The sequence below is a fragment of the Aquabacterium sp. genome, assembly GCF_014378415.1.
Taxonomy (GTDB): Bacteria; Pseudomonadota; Gammaproteobacteria; order Burkholderiales; family Burkholderiaceae_C; genus Aquabacterium.
The window spans coordinates 12,718-31,537 of sequence record NZ_JACMNS010000171.1 but is presented as its reverse complement, the minus strand read 5'-3'; the positions used below and the strand labels follow the sequence as shown (position 1 = coordinate 31,537).

The 18,820-nt window shown below is 64.1% G+C and carries 18 protein-coding genes; 8 read left to right on the top strand and 10 right to left on the bottom strand.

What is annotated here, in order from left to right:
* Positions 1-16: 16 nt before the first annotated feature.
* Both H7225_RS15230 and H7225_RS15225 read right to left on the bottom strand, forming a co-directional pair.
* On the bottom strand, positions 17-181 hold the full coding sequence (locus tag H7225_RS15230) for a DUF1328 family protein (protein ID WP_230180303.1): 165 nt from the start codon (positions 179-181) through the stop codon (positions 17-19).
* Positions 182-229: 48 nt separating this feature from the next.
* Complete coding sequence (locus H7225_RS15225) at positions 230-649, bottom strand: BON domain-containing protein (RefSeq protein WP_290663314.1); 420 nt, start codon at positions 647-649, stop codon at positions 230-232.
* 201 nt (positions 650-850) lie between these two features.
* On the opposite strand from H7225_RS15225, the gene H7225_RS15220 reads away from it, so the two are divergent.
* The 3 genes from H7225_RS15220 (at position 851) to H7225_RS15210 (ending at position 3,535) form a co-directional block, all read left to right on the top strand.
* The gene (locus H7225_RS15220) at positions 851-1,633 is read left to right on the top strand and encodes a 3-hydroxybutyrate dehydrogenase (RefSeq protein ID WP_290663312.1); all 783 of its coding nucleotides are present in this window, start codon (positions 851-853) and stop codon (positions 1,631-1,633) included.
* A gap of 172 nt (positions 1,634-1,805) precedes the next feature.
* Positions 1,806-2,546, top strand: coding sequence for an OmpA family protein (locus H7225_RS15215; protein ID WP_290663310.1), 741 nt, complete (start codon positions 1,806-1,808; stop codon positions 2,544-2,546).
* Between the two features lie 107 nt (positions 2,547-2,653).
* A complete protein-coding gene (locus tag H7225_RS15210) occupies positions 2,654-3,535 on the top strand; it encodes a pirin family protein (protein ID WP_290663308.1) in 882 nt (293 codons plus the stop codon).
* Between the two features lie 122 nt (positions 3,536-3,657).
* Here H7225_RS15210 and H7225_RS15205 read toward each other — a convergent pair whose 3' ends face one another.
* Positions 3,658-4,476: a M90 family metallopeptidase gene (locus H7225_RS15205; RefSeq protein ID WP_290663306.1), complete on the bottom strand. Its 819-nt coding sequence runs from the start codon at positions 4,474-4,476 to the stop codon at positions 3,658-3,660.
* 36 nt (positions 4,477-4,512) lie between these two features.
* On the bottom strand, positions 4,513-5,481 hold the full coding sequence (locus tag H7225_RS15200; RefSeq protein WP_290663304.1) for a cation diffusion facilitator family transporter: 969 nt from the start codon (positions 5,479-5,481) through the stop codon (positions 4,513-4,515).
* Between the two features lie 161 nt (positions 5,482-5,642).
* Between H7225_RS15200 and H7225_RS15195 the strand changes: the two genes are divergently transcribed.
* Positions 5,643-6,092, top strand: coding sequence for a MaoC family dehydratase (locus H7225_RS15195; protein WP_290663302.1), 450 nt, complete (start codon positions 5,643-5,645; stop codon positions 6,090-6,092).
* Between the two features lie 9 nt (positions 6,093-6,101).
* On the opposite strand, the gene H7225_RS15190 is transcribed toward H7225_RS15195, so the two are convergent.
* The 3 genes from H7225_RS15190 to H7225_RS15180 all read right to left on the bottom strand — a co-directional run bounded on the left by H7225_RS15190 (position 6,102) and on the right by H7225_RS15180 (position 9,674).
* Entirely contained in the window at positions 6,102-7,010 is a 909-nt protein-coding gene (locus H7225_RS15190; protein ID WP_290663300.1) for an alpha/beta hydrolase, read from the bottom strand.
* 97 nt (positions 7,011-7,107) lie between these two features.
* Positions 7,108-7,269: a hypothetical protein gene (locus H7225_RS15185; protein WP_290663282.1), complete on the bottom strand. Its 162-nt coding sequence runs from the start codon at positions 7,267-7,269 to the stop codon at positions 7,108-7,110.
* Positions 7,270-7,289: 20 nt separating this feature from the next.
* Complete coding sequence (locus tag H7225_RS15180; RefSeq protein ID WP_290663280.1) at positions 7,290-9,674, bottom strand: transglycosylase domain-containing protein; 2,385 nt, start codon at positions 9,672-9,674, stop codon at positions 7,290-7,292.
* A 135-nt stretch (positions 9,675-9,809) separates the two neighbouring features.
* On the opposite strand from H7225_RS15180, the gene H7225_RS15175 reads away from it, so the two are divergent.
* Positions 9,810-12,089 (top strand): ATP-binding protein, encoded by a 2,280-nt coding sequence (locus H7225_RS15175; RefSeq protein WP_290663278.1) that lies wholly within the window; start codon positions 9,810-9,812, stop codon positions 12,087-12,089.
* Here H7225_RS15175 and H7225_RS15170 read toward each other — a convergent pair.
* The 3 genes from H7225_RS15170 to H7225_RS15160 all read right to left on the bottom strand — a co-directional run bounded on the left by H7225_RS15170 (position 12,070) and on the right by H7225_RS15160 (position 16,595).
* Positions 12,070-13,287, bottom strand: coding sequence for a diguanylate cyclase (locus H7225_RS15170; RefSeq protein ID WP_290663276.1), 1,218 nt, complete (start codon positions 13,285-13,287; stop codon positions 12,070-12,072). The two genes, H7225_RS15175 and H7225_RS15170, sit on opposite strands and share 20 nt — an antisense overlap.
* Positions 13,284-14,531, bottom strand: coding sequence for a GGDEF domain-containing protein (locus H7225_RS15165; RefSeq protein ID WP_290663274.1), 1,248 nt, complete (start codon positions 14,529-14,531; stop codon positions 13,284-13,286). The genes H7225_RS15170 and H7225_RS15165 overlap by 4 nt, the downstream gene beginning before the upstream one ends.
* A 267-nt stretch (positions 14,532-14,798) precedes the next feature.
* Positions 14,799-16,595 carry a lipase family protein gene (locus H7225_RS15160; RefSeq protein ID WP_290663272.1) on the bottom strand — a complete coding sequence of 599 codons (1,797 nt, stop codon included), beginning with the start codon at positions 16,593-16,595 and terminating at the stop codon, positions 14,799-14,801.
* A gap of 463 nt (positions 16,596-17,058) precedes the next feature.
* Here H7225_RS15160 and mraZ point away from each other — a divergent pair, with 463 nt between their 5' ends.
* Genes mraZ through ftsL form a run of 3 tightly spaced genes read left to right on the top strand, consistent with a single transcriptional unit; the run spans position 17,059 to position 18,817 of the window.
* Positions 17,059-17,490: a division/cell wall cluster transcriptional repressor MraZ gene (gene mraZ, locus H7225_RS15155; RefSeq protein ID WP_290663356.1), complete on the top strand. Its 432-nt coding sequence runs from the start codon at positions 17,059-17,061 to the stop codon at positions 17,488-17,490.
* A 5-nt stretch (positions 17,491-17,495) separates the two neighbouring features.
* A complete protein-coding gene (rsmH, locus tag H7225_RS15150) occupies positions 17,496-18,536 on the top strand; it encodes a 16S rRNA (cytosine(1402)-N(4))-methyltransferase RsmH (protein ID WP_290663270.1) in 1,041 nt (346 codons plus the stop codon).
* The gene (gene ftsL, locus H7225_RS15145; RefSeq protein ID WP_290663268.1) at positions 18,536-18,817 is read left to right on the top strand and encodes a cell division protein FtsL; all 282 of its coding nucleotides are present in this window, start codon (positions 18,536-18,538) and stop codon (positions 18,815-18,817) included. Before rsmH ends, ftsL begins: the two co-directional genes overlap by 1 nt.
* Positions 18,818-18,820: the final 3 nt, after the last annotated feature.

The following is an 18,820-nucleotide window of genomic DNA, read 5'->3' as shown; positions in this document are numbered from 1 at the left end:
GTGAAACCGACGGGGGTCAGGTTTTCTTGATCAGGCTGACGAGAAAACTGGCCACGGCCAGCACGGCAAAAACCACAAACAGCAATTTGGCGATCCCTGCGGCGCTGGCGGCAATGCCCCCAAAACCAAACAGGGCCGCGATGATCGCGATCACGAAAAAGACAACGGCGTAGTGCAGCATGAGGTGCTCCTGGTTGTGCAGCGTTGCAGGGCTGCATTCAAAAAGAGATCAGGACTTCTTGTCGATCTTCAATTGGTTGTCCACAGCGATGACGCCGGTGACGGCGGAGGCCATGGTGGTGGCGCGGGCGCGAGCCAAGTCATTGGGTGCGGTGCCGCTCAGGCGGACATGGCCATTGCTGGTGTCCACATCAATCTTGATGGCGCTGAGCGCGGGGTCGGTCGCCAACTGCGCATTCACGCGGGTGGTGATGGAGGCGTCGCGCAGTGCGTCGGAGGTGTCCTGCTTGGCTTGTGCCGCATTCACTTTGGCTTCGGCACTGAGCTGCTCGGTTTGATGTTCGGTGCTGGCAATGACGCTGTCAAGCTTCTGGCCTGCCGTCTCTGTTGTGGGGGTCTTGCTGTCGCAGGCGGCCAGGGCCAACAGGGCGGCGGTCAGCGGTGCCATCAGAAAAAGGCGGTGGTTCATGGTGTGGTCCTTCCGAGTTCAATGGGACAAAGGGTTTGACGACTCAAGGTGTCAACCGGTGACCTCAGAATAGGCGGGAGCTCGTTGAGTCGGCATCAGTCAACGCCACGGTGTGTTGTCAGACAACGCCGACAGGCCGGGTATTCAAACGGGAATAACCTGTCGGGCACCTTCCTTACTTCACCTTCTCGGGACTCCCACATGTTGCTCAAAGACAAGACTGCCTTCATCACCGGATCGGCCAGCGGCATCGGCAAGGAGATCGCCATTCTGTTTGCCAAGGAAGGCGCCAGTATCGTGATCGCGGACATGAACAAGGCGGCGGCCGATGCGGTGGCCGCCGAGCTGGTGGCCAGCGGCGCACAGGCCATCGGCGTGGCCGTGGATGTGACGCAAGAAGACCAGGTCAACCAGGCCGTGCAAGCCACGGTGGACCGTTTTGGCTCGGTCGACATCCTGGTGAGCAATGCCGGCGTGCAGATCGTGCACCCGCTCGAGGAGTTTGAATTTGCCGATTGGAAGAAGATGCTGGCCATTCACCTGGATGGTGCCTTCCTGACCACCAAGGCTTGCTTGAAGCACATGTATGCCGCCGGTCGGGGTGGCTCGGTCATCTACATGGGCTCGGTGCACTCCAAAGAGGCCTCGCTGTTGAAGGCGCCCTACGTGACGGCCAAGCACGGCCTGATCGGCCTGGCCAAGGTGGTGGCCAAGGAGGGTGCCAAGCACCAGGTGCGCGCCAACGTGATCTGCCCCGGCTTTGTGCGCACGCCTTTGGTGGACAAGCAGATCCCTGAGCAGGCCAAGACCTTGGGCATCAGCGAGGACGAAGTCATCAAGAACGTCATGCTGAAAGAGACCGTGGATGGCGAGTTCACCACCACCCAGGACGTGGCCCAGGTGGCACTGATGTTCGCGTCCTTCCCGACCAATGCGCTGACCGGTCAGTCATTGGTGGTCAGCCATGGTTGGTTCATGCAGTGATGACGATGCCTGCGGATGCCGCCTGAGCAAAGTCGGCGTCCGCTGACACGGATATCGGCATCGTCCTACAGGGTTCTAGGGCATGCCCGACAGATCGGGCCTGCCCCTTTCGACACAATCACTTCAAATGTTTCATATGTCCCCCGAGTTTTTAGTGTTGAAAGGAATGATCATGAATCGCAAATTGATGGTGGCTGCACTGGTGGTGTGTGCCGCGTTTGGTATCTCAAACAGTGCGCGTGCGCAAAGTTTGCCGTCGATCACGGTGCCGCCCGCCTCCACCAACACGCCTTACCTGCTCGATTCGCAACGCATGATCGTGCGCAATTCGACGGGCCAGTGCTGGCGCACGGGCTACTGGACGGCCGAGTTGGCCCAGAACACCCCGGTGGTGGGCAGCGACTTCCCTGCCGGTTGCATTTGCGACAAGGACCTGATGCCCAAGGCGGTTTGTGAGCCTAAGCCTGTCGCGGTCGTGACCCCGCCGCCTGAGCCCATGGCCCCGCCCCCAGCCCCCATGGCCACGTCGCAAAAGGTGACGATCCCGGCTGATGCGCTGTTCCAGTTCGACAAGTCGTCTTTGTCGACGTCGGGCAAGGACAAGCTCACCGACTTTGCCGGCAAGGTTAAGACGCTGAACTTGGAAGCCGTGGTGGCCGTGGGTCACACCGACCGCATTGGCTCCGAGGCCTACAACCAGAAGCTGTCCGAGCGCCGTGCACAGTCCGTCAAGGACTTCCTGGTGGGCCAGGGCGTGCCGGCTGACCGCGTCTACATCGAAGGCCGTGGCAAAAGCCAGCCTGTGACGGGCACCGATTGCCAGGGCAAGGACAACGGCAAGAACAAGAAGCTGGTTGAGTGCCTCGCACCGGATCGCCGCGTGATCATCGAAGCCGTGGGTTCGCCCCGCTGATCGGCATCGCTGTTTGAGGTTTGAGACATGACCCGGCCGGGGCAACCTGGTCGGGTTTTTTTGCTGGTGCCAAGTCACAATGCAGCATCGGACGAGGAGTAAGCACCATGGGAATCACATTGACATTGACAGGCCACCAATCCGATTTTGGCGGTGGTTTTGTGGTGCGCCGCCTGTTGCCGGCGGCGGCGCGTCAGTCGGTCGGGCCGTTCATTTTCTTTGACCACTTCGGGCCCGTGGTGCAAGCGCCCAGCATGAGCAGCGATGTGCGGCCGCACCCGCACATTGGGCTGGCCACGGTGACCTACCTGTACGAGGGCGCGATGATGCACCGCGACAACCTGGGCACGGTGCAGCGCATCGAGCCGGGCGCCATCAACTGGATGAGCGCGGGGCGCGGCATCGTGCATTCGGAGCGCACGCCCGATGACTTGAAGCACGCGGACCGCCACACGCATGGCCTGCAGTTGTGGGTGGCGCTGCCGCCAGCGCATGAGGAGTCGGCGCCCACGTTTGCGCACACGCCGGCGGACCAGATCCCCGAAGTGAATGAGCCAGGCGCCACCATCCGGGTGCTGGTGGGTTCGGCCTGGGGCGTGACCTCGCCGGTGCAGCCCTTGTCGCCCACCTTGTACCTGGACATCAAGCTGGCGGCCGGGCAAAGCCTGACCTTGCCCAAGCTGGCGGACGAAGCGGCCCTGTACGCCGTGGACCAGGCCTTGACCCTGGATGGCGAGGCCGTGGCGGCGCACACCATGGTGGTGCTAGACGACGGAGGCGTCTTGACCAATGGCGCCAGCACCGAGGCGCGCCTGGTGATCATCGGCGGGGCGGCTTTGGATGGGCACCGCTTGATGTGGTGGAACTTCGTGTCCAGCCAGAAAGAGCGCATCGCGCAGGCCGCCCAGGATTGGGAGAACGGGCTGTTCAAGAGCGTGCCGGGCGATGACCAGGAGCGCATTGACCTGCCGGCCAAGCGGCCGTATTGATCATTCGCGCTAGCAGGCGTAAGACGCCGAGAAGCAGGGATCGTCCGGGGCTTGGCACTGCACGCCATCGGCCGTGTCGGTCAACTGCACTTCAGAGCCGTGGAGTTCGAGGGGCCAGTCCATCACCAGCTCAAGGGGTTGACGCGGTAGAAATCGCACAGCTCACGGTAGAGGGTGGGGTGCAGTTCGGCCAAGGGCCCCGGGCGCTCGAAGAAGGTCTCGGAGGCCACGGCGAAGAACTCGGCCGGGTTGGTGGCGCCATAGTGGTCGAACAGCGAGGCTTCGCCATGATCGGCCTGGTCTTGCAACTCGTCAAAGGCGTCGTGCATGACCCGTGACCAGCGCCGATAGCGTTCCGGGCCGGGCAGGTTGGGGGCGCCATTGGCCGCGCCCGTTTCCTGATCAAGCTGGTGCGCAAATTCGTGGATGACCACGTTGTTCGCATCGTCCGGGATGGCCGCGCCTTCGACCGTGTCCTGCCAGGACAGGATCACCTGGCCTTGCGACCAGGATTCGCCGGACAACACTTGGCGTTGGTGGTCTTGCAGCAAGCCGGTCTCGTCGGTGTGCACCTTGTCGACGATGAAGGCGCCGGGGTAGACCAGGATCTGGCGCAACTCGGGGTAGTAGTCGGTTCTGCGGCGGTTGAGGATGAGCAGGCACGCTTGGGCGGCGATCGTGACGCGGACCTCGTCGGTGATCACCAGGCCAGCGCAACCGATGAAGGCCTTCTCGGCCACGAAGACCTGGATGTGTTGTTTGAGCTGAAGCTGCAGATCGGCGGGCAAGGCGCGCAGGTAGGGCACGCGTTTTTTAAGGATGGCGCGCCAGGCGGGCGGGAAGGGCTGGCTGCGCCATCGGCGTCGGCGCCGCTCGATCAGCCAAGGTTGGCCGATGAACCACGCGACCAGCAAGAGGCCCAGGGTGGTGACGATGAGCATGGGCAATGGGGCCTCCTTGTGCCGTGCTGGCCTGGCTCAGAAGGTGGGGGTGCCTGGCGGGGTTTCAAGCGCGGGGTGGTCCAGGTCGGGGCGGTGCCAGGGGTCGACGTGGGTCATCAGGTTGAGCACACGGTGGCGTTGCAGCACCCGCTGGCGGGCCTCGACGGCGATGTCGTGGCCAGCTTCGACGGTGATCAGGGCATCGACTTCGATGTGCGCGTCCACGATGATCATGTCGCCCATCTTGCGCGTGCGCACATCGTGCACGTTGCTCACGCCGGGCGTGTCCATCAGGGTTTGGCGGATGGCCTGCACTTCGGCTTCGTCGACCGAGCGGTCGACCAGGTCGTGCAAGGCATCCCAGCCGAAACCCCAACCCATGCGCGCGACCATGAAGCCGACGATGAGGGCGGCGACCGGGTCCAGGATGGGGTAGCCGGCCAGGTTGCCCGCGATGCCCAGCCCCACGACCAGCGACGAGGCCGCGTCCGCGCGGGCATGCCAGGCGTTGGCCACCAGCATGCTGGACTTGACGCGTTTGGCCACCGCCAGCATGTAGCGGAACAGCAGCTCCTTGGCGACGAGGGCCGCGCCCGCCGCCCACAGCGCGACCACGTGCACCGTTTGCACGGTCTCGGGCGACTGCAGCTTCAGGGCGGCCGACCACAGCATGCCCACGCCCACCGCGAGCAGCAAGGCGCCGAGGATCAGCGAGGCGGCGGTCTCGAAACGCTGGTGGCCGTAGGGGTGGTGTTCATCGGCGTCTTTCTGGCTGTGGTGATTGGCGAACAGCACCACAAAGTCGGCCACCAGGTCGGACAGGGAGTGGATGCCATCGGCGATCAGGCCCTGGGATTTGGCCAGGATGCCGACCGTGATCTGGGCCACGGTGAGGACCAGGTTGACGGCCACGCTGACCCAAGTGCTGCGCGAGGCGGCGGTGGCGCGCTCAGCCGGGGTGTGCTGGTCGTCTTCGGAATCGTCGGCAAGGTCATTGAAGTTCATGGGCGCATCTTAGCCATGGCTTAAGAAAACCCTAAGACGTCGCCGGCATCATGAGTTCCCCGCTGGGCGCCATGGGCGCTATGCTTTGTCCACTCAGTGCATTGGCGGCGGCCAAGGCATCGCCACCATCCTGGAACGCGTTTGACTGAAGAAAGACGACGATGAGCGAAAACTTATTCCTGGACGATTTCACCGTGGGTCAGCGCTTCGTCAGCGACGCCCACCTGATCGACGAGGCGCAGATCAAGGCCTTCGCGGTGCAGTTCGATCCGCAGCCCTTTCACCTGGATGGTGACGCGGCCAAGCGCACCTTGTTCGGCGGTTTGGCCGCCAGCGGCTGGCACACGGCAGCCCTGACCATGCGACTGATGGTGCAGGGTGGCGTGCCCGTCGAGGGCGGGCTGATCGGCGCGGGTGGCGAGATCGGCTGGCCCAAGCCGACGCGCCCGGGCGATGTCCTGCACGTGGAGAGTGAGGTGCTGGCGGTGACGCCCTCGCGGTCCAAACCTCACCAAGGCATGGTCACCCTGCGCAGCGAGACGCGCAATCACCATGGCGACACCGTGCAGGTGCTGACGGCCAAACTGGTGGTGCCGCGCCGACCGCAATGACATCGGGTTTCACGGCACATCGCTGGGCTTGACGTGATCCCGACCGGCCACCGCAGGCAGGCCTTTGACAAAAGCGCTCACGTCCTTGAGTGCCGGTGACAACCAGCGCAGGGGTTGCGCGAAGGAGCCGACCAAGGAGATGTGGCCCACGTGGTCATAGCGTTTCAGATCCACCGGCACGCCCGCCGTTTTCAGCTTCTCGGCCAACTGCGCGCTGTTGCGTTCCGGGTTGACCTCCTTGTCTTCCTTGGCCACGGCCAGGAAGGTGCGCGGTGCTGCCGCGCTGACATGGCGGATGGGCTGGGATTCCAGCGGCACATCGGGGTGGTGGAAGGTTTCGCGTGTTTGCGGATCAACGATGGGGATGAAATCGTAGGGGCCGGCCAAGCCGATCCAACCGGCGAGCTCTGACACGCGGTGGCCTTGCTGTGACAGCCAGCGTGGGTCGAGCGCGATCATCGCGGCGTTGTAGGCGCCCGCGCTGTGGCCCATGACGACCACGCGGCGCGGGTTGCCGCTGAAGCGCGCTGATTCGTTCAGGGCGTAAACGACGGCTTTGGCGCAGTCGGGCAGGAAGCCCGGGTAGGTCGCTTCGGGGTAGAGGCGGTAATCGGCCACCATGGCGACCATGCCGTGCGCCGCCAGGGCTTCGCCCATGAAGCGGTACTGCGCGCGTTCGCCCATGTGCCAAGTGCCCCCGTAGAAGAACACCACGACCGGAAAGCCCCCATCGGGCGGCTCGCCTTTGGGTTGGTACACGTCCAGCAACTGGCGTGCTTGCGGGCCATAGGCCACGTCGGGGGTGAGTCGGTAGGTGTCGCTGGGCACCAGCGCATTGATTGCTCGCGTGGCTGAACACCCCACCAGGGTTGCCAGCATGCCCAGCACAGCGGCAAGCTTGAACCAATTCTTCAGCATGGCTGAATCCGATCATGACTGCAGGTAGAGCCCCAGTATTGCGTGGGAGAGCACGGCCGTCCATCGGTCAATCAGAAGTACAGGCGTAGGTTGAGACCTACAGCGCCAGGTCGTGGTCCGGAAAAATGGCTTGGTGGATGACCGCGTGGATGCCCAGGTTATCGACCACCTGCGTGATGCCGAAATCCACCGCCACCGAGCCACGCTGGCTGCTGCCGCTGGATGTCGACTGTATGAATAGGCAGTCATCTTCCCGCATTCACAAGCTTGGGAATTCAGTCAGGGCCTGGCAGCTTCAGCCGGGCGGTCTGGCGCGGGTGGTGGCGTGATGGCCGGGCGATTGTCTGACGAGCGCCCCAGCCGGTTCACCAACTGGTCCAGCTCGTCCGATGTCTTGGGCGGCGCCTCGCCATCCTCTTCCATGGCGGGGTTGCTCGGTTGTTCGCCAGCCGGGTCGGCCGTGATCGGGTTGCCCTCTGAATCCAGCACAGGCACGCTTTCATCGACCTCGTCGCTGCTGGGGTTCCATTCGCCGCTGCCCGTCACCGGTGGGCGCCGTGGGCTGGCGAACGCCGCCTGCGCATCCACCAGCTTTTGCTTGAAAGCGGTGCGCAAAAAATCGCCGACCAGCAGCAGCGCGCTGTGGCCGCCCTGGCCCCAATAGCTGCCGCGCATGGTCACGTGCTGGTCGTTGAAGCCCACCCAGGCGCCGGTCACCAGTTGCGGGTGCATGACCATGAACCAGCCGTCGGTGTTGTTCTGCGTGGTGCCGGTCTTGCCGGCCAGGTCGCCTTCAGGCACGAAGCGCGTGCGCAGCATGGTGCCGGTACCGTAGGTGAGCACGCCGCGCATCATGTCGATCAGGTTGTTGACCGTGTCGGCCGACAGGGCCTTGTCGACTTTGTTGGGGCCGAAGACCGCCACGTCTTTGCCCTGCTTGTCGGTGATTCGTTCAACGAAATAGGGCTGCTTGTGCTCACCGCCGCTGGCAATGGTGGCGTACACCGTGGCCATCTCCAGCAGTGTGACGGGGCTGGTACCCAGGGCCATGGAGGGCACCGGGTCGAGCTTGCTGTCGGTGATGCCCATGGCCTTGGCCAGCGCGGTGATGCGTGGCAGGCCGGCGTCCTGCATGACCTGGGTGGTGATGGTGTTCTTGGACAAGACCAGGCCTTGCCACATGGTCATGGACTCGCCCGTGCTGCCCGACATGTCGGTGGGCCGCCAAACCTTGCCATTGCCCAGCCTGACTTCAATGGGCGTGTCCGCGTAAGTGCGCGTCGGCAAGATGCCGGACTCCAAAGCGGCGGCGTACACGATGGGCTTGAAGGTGGAGCCGGGCTGGCGCGCGGCCTGGCCCACGTGGTCGAACTGCTCATCGACAAAGTCGCGGCTGCCCACCCAGGCCTTGACCGCACCACTGCGTGGGTCCAGGGCGACGAAGCCGGCTTCCAGGCGCGTCTTGCCGGAACGCACTTTGGCCATCACCTCGGCATCGCCCATCACGGCCTTCAGGGCGTCTGCGGGGGGCTGGCCTGACTTGATCAGCTGGCGGTAGTGAGGCGTTTTGCGCGCGGCATCGGCCAGCAGCTTGGGGTGTTGGCGCCAGAAGTAGTCAAAGGCCTTGGCCCCTGGCGCGGCTTGAGCGTAGCTGTCCAGCGAGCGTGAATTGACCGGCATCGCGGCCGCGCTCCACTCCACATCGGCCACGTGCTGCAGGGATTCAGTCTGGCGCTCCACCGCCTTCACGGCCGCTTCCTGCAAGCGCGAATCGAGGGTGGTGTGGATGACCAACCCTTCGCGCGACAGGTCGCGGTCGTTCTGGTCGGCCCAGTCGTCCAGCCAGCGGCGCACTTGGGCGGCGAAGTGCGGGGCCAGGTCCAGGTCCACCGGCTGGTGGGTGAGGGTGACCTGCAGGTCTTCGGCGCGTGCGCTGTCGTGGTCGGCTTGGGACAGCACGCCGCGTTTGAGCATCTGCGCCAGCACCAGGTTGCGCCGGGCTTTGGCACGCGTGGGGTGCAGCACCGGGTTGTAGTAGTTGGTGCCTTTCAACATGCCGACCAGGGTGGCGCTTTCGGCCGCGTCCAGCTCAAGGGCGGGCTTGTCAAAATAGGTGTGGGCGGCGGCCTCGATGCCCACGGCGTTGTACAGAAAAGGCACCGTGTTGAGGTAAGCCTCCAGGATCTGGTCCTTGGTGTAGATGCGCTCGATGCGCAGGGCCGTGACGATCTCCTTGACTTTGCGGCCCAGGTTGCGCGAGCGCCCGATGTCTTCCGGAAACAGGTTGCGCACCAGCTGCTGCGTGAGCGTGGAGCCGCCTTCCATGCGGCCAGTGGCGGTGCGCAGGATGGCCTTGATGCTGCGCAACCAGTCCACGCCCTTGTGTTCTCGGAAGCGGTGGTCTTCGGTGGCGATCAGGGCCTGGGTCACGAACGGTGAGACCTGGGCCAGCGTGACCGGCTGCAGCCTTTGCTCTTGAACCCGCCCAATGGTCTTGCCATCGGCCGACAGGATCACGCTGGGCTGCGGCACCTGGGTGGTTTTCAGCTCGGTGATCGCGGGCGCCTGCGTGACCTGGTAGCCCACAAAGAGGGCTGCCGCGATGGCCAGGGCGGCCATCGCCAGCGTCAACCAGATCAAGGCCTGGCGCAGTTTTGAATTCATGTCAGCTTTGATGTCGCAGGGGTGAACGCATTGGTCAGCAATTGGAGTGCCATTGCTGCATTGTGGTTCAGCTTGGGTCTGACAAAGTTGACTATCATGTGAGCAACCGTTGCCACTACTTTGAATTCACCCTCCATGCCCCCGGCCGATTCGGCACGCCGCGTTCCGCTTCAGCGGCGCCTGTTCCTGTTGGCTTTGGGCGCCATCCTGCCCCTGGCCCTGGCGTCGGGCATCGGTTTGCAGGCGCTGGTAACCCAGCAACGCCTGCAAGCCGAGCGCGCCAGCATTGGCCTGGCGCGGGCCCTGAGCATCGCAGTGGGCGGCGAGTTGCGATCAAGCATTTCTGCCCTTGAAACCCTGGCCACGACGCCTGGACTGGGTCCGCATCTGGATGCTCCCGCCTTCGAAGCCGTGGCTCGAGAGGTCCTCAAGACACGGCCTGAATGGTTGCAGATCACACTGGCCCGCCCGGACGGTGTGGTGATGGCCTTGGGCAAACCGCTGCCGAACAGCCAGGCGCTGTCCAGCCTGCGCACGGCCGAGCCGCACAGTTTTCAATGGTTGATCCAACACCGCCAGCCCGTCGTCGGCTACCTCAGGAAGGGCTATGACGGTGCCTGGGGCGTGCCGGTGCGCGTGCCCGTCATCCGCGATGGTCAATTGCTCTTCGTGCTCACGGCCGTGTTGCAGCCTGAGGCTTTGAGGGCCTTGATCGAGCGTCAGCAGGTGCCTCAGGACTGGTTGGTGTCGGTGTGGGATGCCCAGACCAAGCGAGTGGCCCGCTCCCGCGCGCACGACAAGTTCCTGGGCTCCGCGCCGTCGGCCACCTTGCAAGTGCTGTTTGCCAAAGGGGGGGACGAAGGCATCGGGCCCACCCACACGCTGGAAAACGAGGACGTCTACACCGCGTTCACGCACCAGCAGGATTTTGGCTGGACGGTGTCGGTGGCCGTGCCCGCCACCGAGATGGCCATCGGCGCCACCCAATCCCTGTTGGCTTATGGCGGCGGGGTGCTCCTGTCCGTCGTCATCGGCCTGCTGGCTGCCTTGACGATGGCCCGGCGCATCAATGGGCCGATGGGCCAGTTGCGCGATGCCGCGCAGGCCTTGGGCCTGGGCCAAGCCGTGCAGCTGCCCCAAGGCGACATCAGCGAGATCCAGGAGGTGGGTGATGCCCTGTTCGACGCGGCCCACCAGCGCGCCCGCAGCGAGGCCGAGCGTGAGCGGCTGCTGGCCGCCGAGCGGGTGGCCCATGCCGAGGTGCAGTCCGCCATGCTGCAGGCGCAGACGGCCAACCAGGCCAAAGACGAGTTCCTGGCCATGCTGGGCCACGAACTGCGCAACCCCTTGTCGCCCATCGTCACGGCGCTGCACCTCATGTCGCGCCGCGACGCGCATGCCCACGAGTTCGAGCGGAGCATCATCGAGCGGCAGGTCAAGCACATGGTCCGCCTGGTGGACGACCTGCTGGACGTGTCACGCATCACGCAGGGCAAGATCGAGTTGCAGCGCGAACCGGTGGACATGAAGGCCGTGGTGGACCAGGCCGTGGAGTTGACCAAGCCCTTGCTGGATTCGCGCGCCCGGCCCGTCCGCTTTGACTTGCCCGATCAGCCGGTCATGGTCTGGGGCGACTGGGTCCGGCTGGTGCAGGTGGTGGGCAACCTGCTCAGCAACGCGGCCAAGTTCACGTCACCCGATGGTTTGATCGAGGTGACCTTGAAGCAGGGCCTTGATGCCGTGACGTTGTCGGTTCGTGACGAGGGCAATGGCATCGCCCCCGAGCTGCTGCCGCAGGTGTTTGATCTGTTCACACAAGGCAAACAGGCCATCCACCGAGGATCCGGCGGCCTGGGGCTGGGCTTGGCCATCGTCAAGACCATGGTGCAGTTGCACGGCGGGCGCGTGAGGGCGACAAGCCAAGGCCCCGGCCTGGGCAGCACGTTCACGATCACCTTGTTGCCCATGGATGCCATCGTTGCCTGGGCCGAGGCCCCCGATGTGCGTGACCCGGCCTTGCAAGGCCAGGAGCGCATCCTGGTGGTCGATGACAACGAGGACGCGGCCGAAACCGTCGCGCTGGTTTTGCGCGACATGGGCTACGACGTTCGCACCGCGCACGATGGTTTGGCCGCTTTGGCGGTGCTGGACGATTTCGTGCCCGAGTTGGCCATGCTGGACATTGGCTTGCCCTCGATGGATGGGTACGAACTGGCCAGCCGCTTGCAGGCGGACGCCCGCACGCGGTACGTCCCCTTGATCGCGGTGACGGGCTATGGCACTGAATCAGACCTGTTGCGTGCCTTGCAGTCGGGCTTTCAGGAACGCCTGGTCAAGCCGGTGCAAACACCACAACTGCTGCAAACCGTTCGCCGCCTGTTGGCCGCCAAGCTGGTCACGCTACCACGGCCTTGACGCGATTGCGGCCCTCGCGCTTGGCGTCGTACAAGGCCTGGTCGGCCCCGGAGATCATCGCTTGCGGCCCCGCCGAGGGTGCTTCGGCGCGCACGGTGATCAGCCCCACGCTGATGGTCACCCAGTCGGCCGTCGGTGAGTGTTCGTGCGGCAGGCGCAGCGCAGCCACGGCTTCACAAACACGCTCCGCCGTGAGGCGCGCGGTAGGTGCGCTGGCCTGTTGCAACAGCACGCCGAATTCTTCACCACCCAGTCGCGCCACCAGATCGTTCGGACGCCGCGTGCAACTGGTCAGGGCCTGGGCGATCGCCTTCAGGCAGGCATCGCCGGCTTGGTGTCCATAGCAATCGTTGTAGGCCTTGAAGTGGTCCACGTCGATCATCAGCATGGACAGGGGTGAACCATCCAGGCTGGCACGCGACCAGGCCTGCTGAAGGTACTCGTCAAAGTGGCGGCGGTTGGCCACCTGGGTCAGCGCATCGCTGCGTGACAGCCGTTGCAGTTCTTCCTGGGCCGTTTGCAGTTCCGCCAGGATCAGTTGGTCTTGCAGCCCCAGCAGGTAGCGGTGCCGGTGGCGTTTTTCCGCCAGGTAGTTGGCCATCAGGCTGATGGCCACGGCGAACAGCACCATGTCGATCATGGGCACCAGGACCGCGCTCGGCATGGCGGAGCCATACAGGCCCGCCAACCCATGCATGGCCAGGATGCCGACGGCCGTGACCATCGCCACGAAAAAGCGTGTCGACTGGACCAGCGTGGCGTACAGCAGCACCACCATCAGGCCTGCATGGTAAAAATAAGCGTTAGGGCTGTGGCTGGACAAGAGCAGGGCCAACAAAGTGCCTGCTGCCGCCCACCCGCTGATGGCTGCGAACCAGTCTGCAAACGACGGGCCTAGCACGGCTACCAACCGTGCCATGTGCTGGTTGGCCAGGTAGATGGCCAAAAGACCCAATGGCGTGATCACGGCCAGGCGCAAGGTCAGGGCCAGCCGAAACACATCAGGCACCACCAGCCAGTCGACCAGAAGGAAGGCCACGTACAGCACCAGCCCGAAGCCGCCGCTGGCCAGGGCCGCCCGCGTGCGTTGCGGTGCGATGTGCTGTTTGAACTGGTTTTCCAGCGCGGGTGCGAAGCGCAGCCCCACGCGTTTGGTCGACAAGGCTTGGGCCAACTCGGCCTTCAAAGCATTGTTCATGCGGCGGCCTTGCCTTGCAGCGCAGCGGCTTGGTGGGCCCGGTCCCGCCCGCTGCGCTTGGCGTCGTACAAAGCCTGGTCGGCGGCAGCCACCCAATCGTGGGCCGAGACGGCATGTCCATTGATCTGGCCGCTGCACAGGCCGACACTGATGGTCATGCGCTGGCTGGGCGAGTCTTGGTGGGGGATGTTCAAGTCGCGCACGGCCTGGGCGATGCGCTCGGCGGTCCTCAGGGCCTCTTCGGGTGGCACGCCGTGCAGGACCGCGATGAACTCTTCGCCGCCATAGCGGGCCAGCAAGTCGCCGGCTCGGCGCAGGTCATGCTTCAGCGCTTGTGCCACGGCGCGCAGGCAGGCATCGCCCGCCGGGTGCCCGTGGCGGTCGTTGTAGGCCTTGAAGTGGTCGATGTCGATCATCAGCACGGCCAGATGCCCTTGGTCGTGTTGTGTGCGTTGCCACAGTTGGGCCAGGTGTTCGTCGGCGTGCCGACGGTTGGCCAGCATCGTCAAGGGGTCCAGGCGCGCCAGTTGGTCCAGCTCGGCGTTGACGCCGGCCAGGCGCGACCTCAGCAGTTGGTGGCGCAGGCTCATGAGGTAGTTGTGGCGCTCCTCGGCTTCCAACTGGTACAGGCAGTAAAGGCTGCAGCTGGCGGTGGCCATGATGGCCGTCAGCACTGGCAGCAACAGCCGCAAGTCGCGCGCGGCTTCGGTCAGAGTCAAGCCTGTCCAGGCCAAGGCCACCACCATCAAACCGGTGGCCATGGCGGCCAGTTGGAACCGGGGGCGCAACAGCACGTTCAGGTAGAGGATCACCATGGCGCTGCCCAGCAGTTGCAGTTGCCGCAGCGGGCTTTCGCTGCGCGACAGCAGGTACAGGTTCAGGCCGACGATGGCCAGTCCGATGCCCACGGCCCACCATTCAGGCACCCGGCGGCCCACAGCCCATTTGAACGTGACGGCGGTCAGCAAGGCGACCAAGGCCAGGAAGCCCAACCGCAGCCGCAGCGCCAGGGTGAAGACGTCAGGCGTCATGGCGTGGTCCGCGAGCAGAAAGAGGCACATGAAAGCGCTCATCAGCACGCTGGCCAGTTGCGTGGCCTTGAGCCGTTCGCGGTGTGAAGCGTTGCGAAAACGCCGTTCGATGCCTGGCTCGAAGCCGAGCAGCCGGCGCGGTGCGCGCAAGGCCTCATCGACCTGTTTGAGCAGGGCGGGCTCGTCGGTGGACCAGGGCGAAGGAGGCAGCATGCGATGCGACTCGTCAAGAGCAGGTGGGGGTGCCAGTCCATCATCCGCGAATCGCCGGCCAAAAAATCTGCGCTGCCTGGTGGGCTGGCTTCAGCCGTGCCAACTATCGCACGGCGCACCGGTCCCACTCCCCCGTTCGCGGGGAGGGCCTTTGCCTAGTCGGCCATTGGAAGCCTTTCGCATGGCCGGAATAACGTAAGCCGCCATGAAAAAAGCCCCTCCATCACGGAGGGGCCCAGGGCCGACAACGAGGTCAGCAAAAACTCATCAGTACTTCACAGGGGCAGGAGGTGCCACGGCGAACGAGTAAGTCTGGCCAGGGCCGGACATGAAGGCCGACAGGATGGCGGACACGCTGCAACCCTTGATTTGCGGGAAGGACGTCGTGCCAGAGAAGCTCAAGCCACCATTGCCCAGCGAGGAGATTGGTCCCGTGAACTTGATGGGGAAGGCCACTGGCGTGACGGTCTTGCACTCGCCGAACGAGATGCCCGACAGTGACGTGATGGTGATGTTGGCGTAAACGACACCGTCAATGTTCAGCTGGCCTTGGTTGTCCAGGGCCACGGTGCCCGTGGCCTGGCCCACGGGTGTGATCCGCAGACCGACGGCCGAGCCGATGCCCAGGATCTTCAGCGATTGCTTGAAGTCAGGCACGACCAGGTCGCCCGTCAGGCGCTTGGCGGTGATGTCGCTTTGAGCCGAGAAGGTTGACGTGGCCGGCAAGGTCACCGTTTGCGCCAGGGTCTTCAGGCCCACGGTGGCGGTCAGTGGCCATTTGTCCAGCGTGACCACGAAGTTGCCGCCACTTGGATTGGCGGTGGACAGAGGGTCGGCTGCCGTGGTGGCGCAGGTGCTCGTTGCAACGGTGCCCGCGAAGCGCGCACCCAACCAGGTCAGCACGTTGGGTGCGGCCTGGAACTGGGTCACGATGTGTTCGCTGGGGAACACATCGAAGCTGACGTTGGAGAACTTGCTGCAGTAAGCCTTCTTGAGGTTGACAGCCTGGTCGATCGGGATGAACTCGTCGGCCTTGCCATGGTATTGGTACAAGGGCACGGAGACCTTGTCGCCGCCCAGGTCTTGGGCCTTCAAGGTCGCGTTGATGGCGGGGATGGCCGTCAACTCGTCCAACGTCTTGTTGCCCAAGGTGTACTCGGACAAGTTGTCGTTCATCAACTCGAACAGGGACTCGAACACGCACTGTGTCTTGCCCTTGGCGATGGCGGCTTGGCCAGCAGCGTTGGTCAAGGTGTCCAGTGGGATGGCGGTGGGGTACTGTTGGGCCAGGCCGATCACGCCGCCGAACAGGAAGGACGCGCCTGCGCTGCCGTTCAGGTAGTCGGCCGTGCGCAGGAAGTCAGCAGGGACGCCGCCAGCGGCCACGCCCACCAGGTTCACAGTGGGGGCGTAGGCGGCATGACGTTGGGCGGCCCAGGCGGCGCTTTGGCCACCTTGCGAGTAACCCCAAACGGCGGTCTTGGTGCTGTCGCTGATGCCGCCAAACGGGATCTGGGTGGCGGCGCGCACGATGTCGAGCACGGCATTGCCTTGTGATGCACCGGCCAAGTAGGTCGGGGTGTTGCCCGTGGTGTAACCCTGGTAGTCGGACACCAGCACGGCGTAGCCGGCCTTCAGGGCGGCGGCGATGTTGGCGGCTTCGTAGTCAGTGCCCCCCACCATTTGCAGTGAAGGTGCGCAATTTTGGGCCAGGCCATGCGTGCCGACCGCGTAGGAAATGGTAGGGCGTGTGCCCCCGCCAGTCCAGGCGGCCACGGGCACCAGCACGGTGCCGGTGACGACATTGGCGGCGCCGAGCGAGTCGGTCGACTTGTACATCACGGTCCAGGCCTTGGTGGTCGGCGCGGTGGCGCCCAGGTTGACCGTGGTGCTGCGGTAAGAAATCAGGTCACCATGGACGCCGCTTGTGGCAGACGCAGGGGCGCTGTAGAAAGCGATGCCGGCAGGGCCTACGGAAGGGGCGGCGTAGGCGCTCGTCATCGCCAAAGTCAAAGCGGCCAGCGGCAGGGTTAATGCCCGGGGGCTCAAAAAGGTGCAGTTCATGTTCTCTCCAGAGTCACTAGGAAGCCGGCCCATAAAACGTAGTCCGGTTATCAGCGATCGATTAATCGCATGTGTGTATTTTGACAAAGAGGAAAAGCAGTTTTGCAAAGGGTTTCCGCCAGGAAATCACGCGCGGCTGGAGGTCCCCCTTGAACATGGGGTTGGAAAACACCATGGCAAAGGATGAACGCCCGCCAGGTTGGTAACGCCACCCGTCGCACCCGTCCGCACATCCGCCCGATCCGGCCTGGAATCCCCACCCATTCTGGGGAAATTCTTCATTCATCACTTCCACACCCCTCTGCAAGTCCTTATTTCATAAGGACTTTTTTTCTGGGAATCTTCTTGCAAAAACTTCCTAAGTCTTTGATTTCATTGAAGATTTTTTCACTTCCCCCTTGTTTCGGGGGAGGTGATCGGTTAAAGTGGGATTTCGTGCATTTTTGTGGAGTTTTGTGTGAATCTGGTCTTTCAGGGTGCTTCGGCGTTGGCGTTGGATGCGAAGGGACGGTTGGCCGTGCCTGCGCGGCATCGTGACGTCCTGCAGGCTCTGTGCGAAGGGCAGCTCACCCTGACCAAGCACCCCGAGGGTTGCCTGATGGTCTTCCCTCGCTCCGCCTGGGAAGCCTTCCGCGATAAGGTCGCCGCCTTGCCCATGTCCGCCTCCGGCTGGAAGCGCATCTTCCTGGGCAATGCCATGGACGTCGAGATCGACGGCGCCTCGCGCTTCCTGGTCTCGCCCGAATTGCGCGCTGCCGCCGGTTTGAACAAGGAAGTGATGTTGCTGGGCATGGGCAGCCATTTTGAACTGTGGGATGCCCAGCGCTACGCCGCGCACGAGGCCGAAGTCATGGCCCAGGCCATGCCCGATGTCCTGCAAGACTTCACCTTTTGACCACGATGCAACAGGCGCTAACACCTTGGCAGCACACCACCGTCCTGCTGACCGAGGCGGTCGATGCCTTGTGGGATTCGCAGGTGGGCCCGCATCCGCAAGGCTTGTACGTGGACGCCACCTTCGGGCGCGGCGGCCACTCGCGCCTGCTCTTGTCGCACCTGGGGGCCCAAGCCCAACTGCTGGCCCTGGACCGCGACCCGGATGCCATCGCCCACGCGACCACGGGCGCCGAGGCCATCACCGATCCACGCTTTCGCATCGAGCATGCTGCCTTCTCCAATTGGGGCGAGGTGGTCAGCGACCTGGGGCTGGGCCCTGTGCATGGCTTGCTGATGGACATCGGCGTGTCGTCGCCGCAGATCGACAACCCCGAGCGTGGGTTCAGCTTCCGTTTCGATGCGCCGCTGGACATGCGCATGGACACCACCCAGGGCGAGAGCGTGGCCGATTACCTGGCCCACGCCTCGGTCGATGAGCTGGCAGAGGTGATAAAGACCTATGGAGAAGAACGGTTTGCTCGCCCGATTGCAAAGGCGCTTGTGGCTCGCCGCGAGGCAGGACAGCCCGTGCGAACCACGGCCGAGTTGTCCAACGTCGTGGCTGGTGCGGTCAAAACGCGTGAAGCCGGTCAGAACCCCGCCACGCGCACCTTTCAAGCTCTACGGATTCACGTCAACCGCGAACTTGGAGAGTTGCAAGACGCGCTGGAGGCGGCCCTGAAGATGCTGGCGCCGGGCGGTCGCCTCGCGGTCATCAGCTTCCATTCGCTCGAAGACCGCATCGTCAAGACCTTCATCGCCAAGCACAGCCGCGACGAGGTTGATCGCCGCGCGCCCTTCGCGCCCCCCAAGGCCAAGTTGCTGCATTCGCTGGGCCGCATCAAGCCGTCTTACAACGAGGTGGATGGCAACCCGCGCTCGCGCTCTGCCGTGCTGCGCGTGGCTGAGCGCAGTGAGGTGCCCTGGTCGCACGAGCTGGCGCAGCCTGAAGGCGCAGGTAGCGGCAAGGGCCGTGGCAAGCACGACAAGGGCGGGCGCAAGTGATGGCGCGGCTCAACCTGCTGCTCGTGGCAATGCTGCTCATCAGCTGCGTCTGGCTGATCCGCTCCAGCTACGAGTCGCGGCACCTGTTCGTTGAGCTTGAAAAAGCCCAGAACCGCGAGCACGAGTTGCAAAGCGACCGCGAGCGCCTGCAGCTGGACAAGCGTGCGCAGGCCACGCCCTTGCGCGTTGAAAAGCTCGCGCGCGAAAAGCTGCGCATGTTCAGCGCCACGCCCGCCGTCACGCACTATGTGAATGAAGCCGCGTCAGGGGTCACGCCGTGAGCC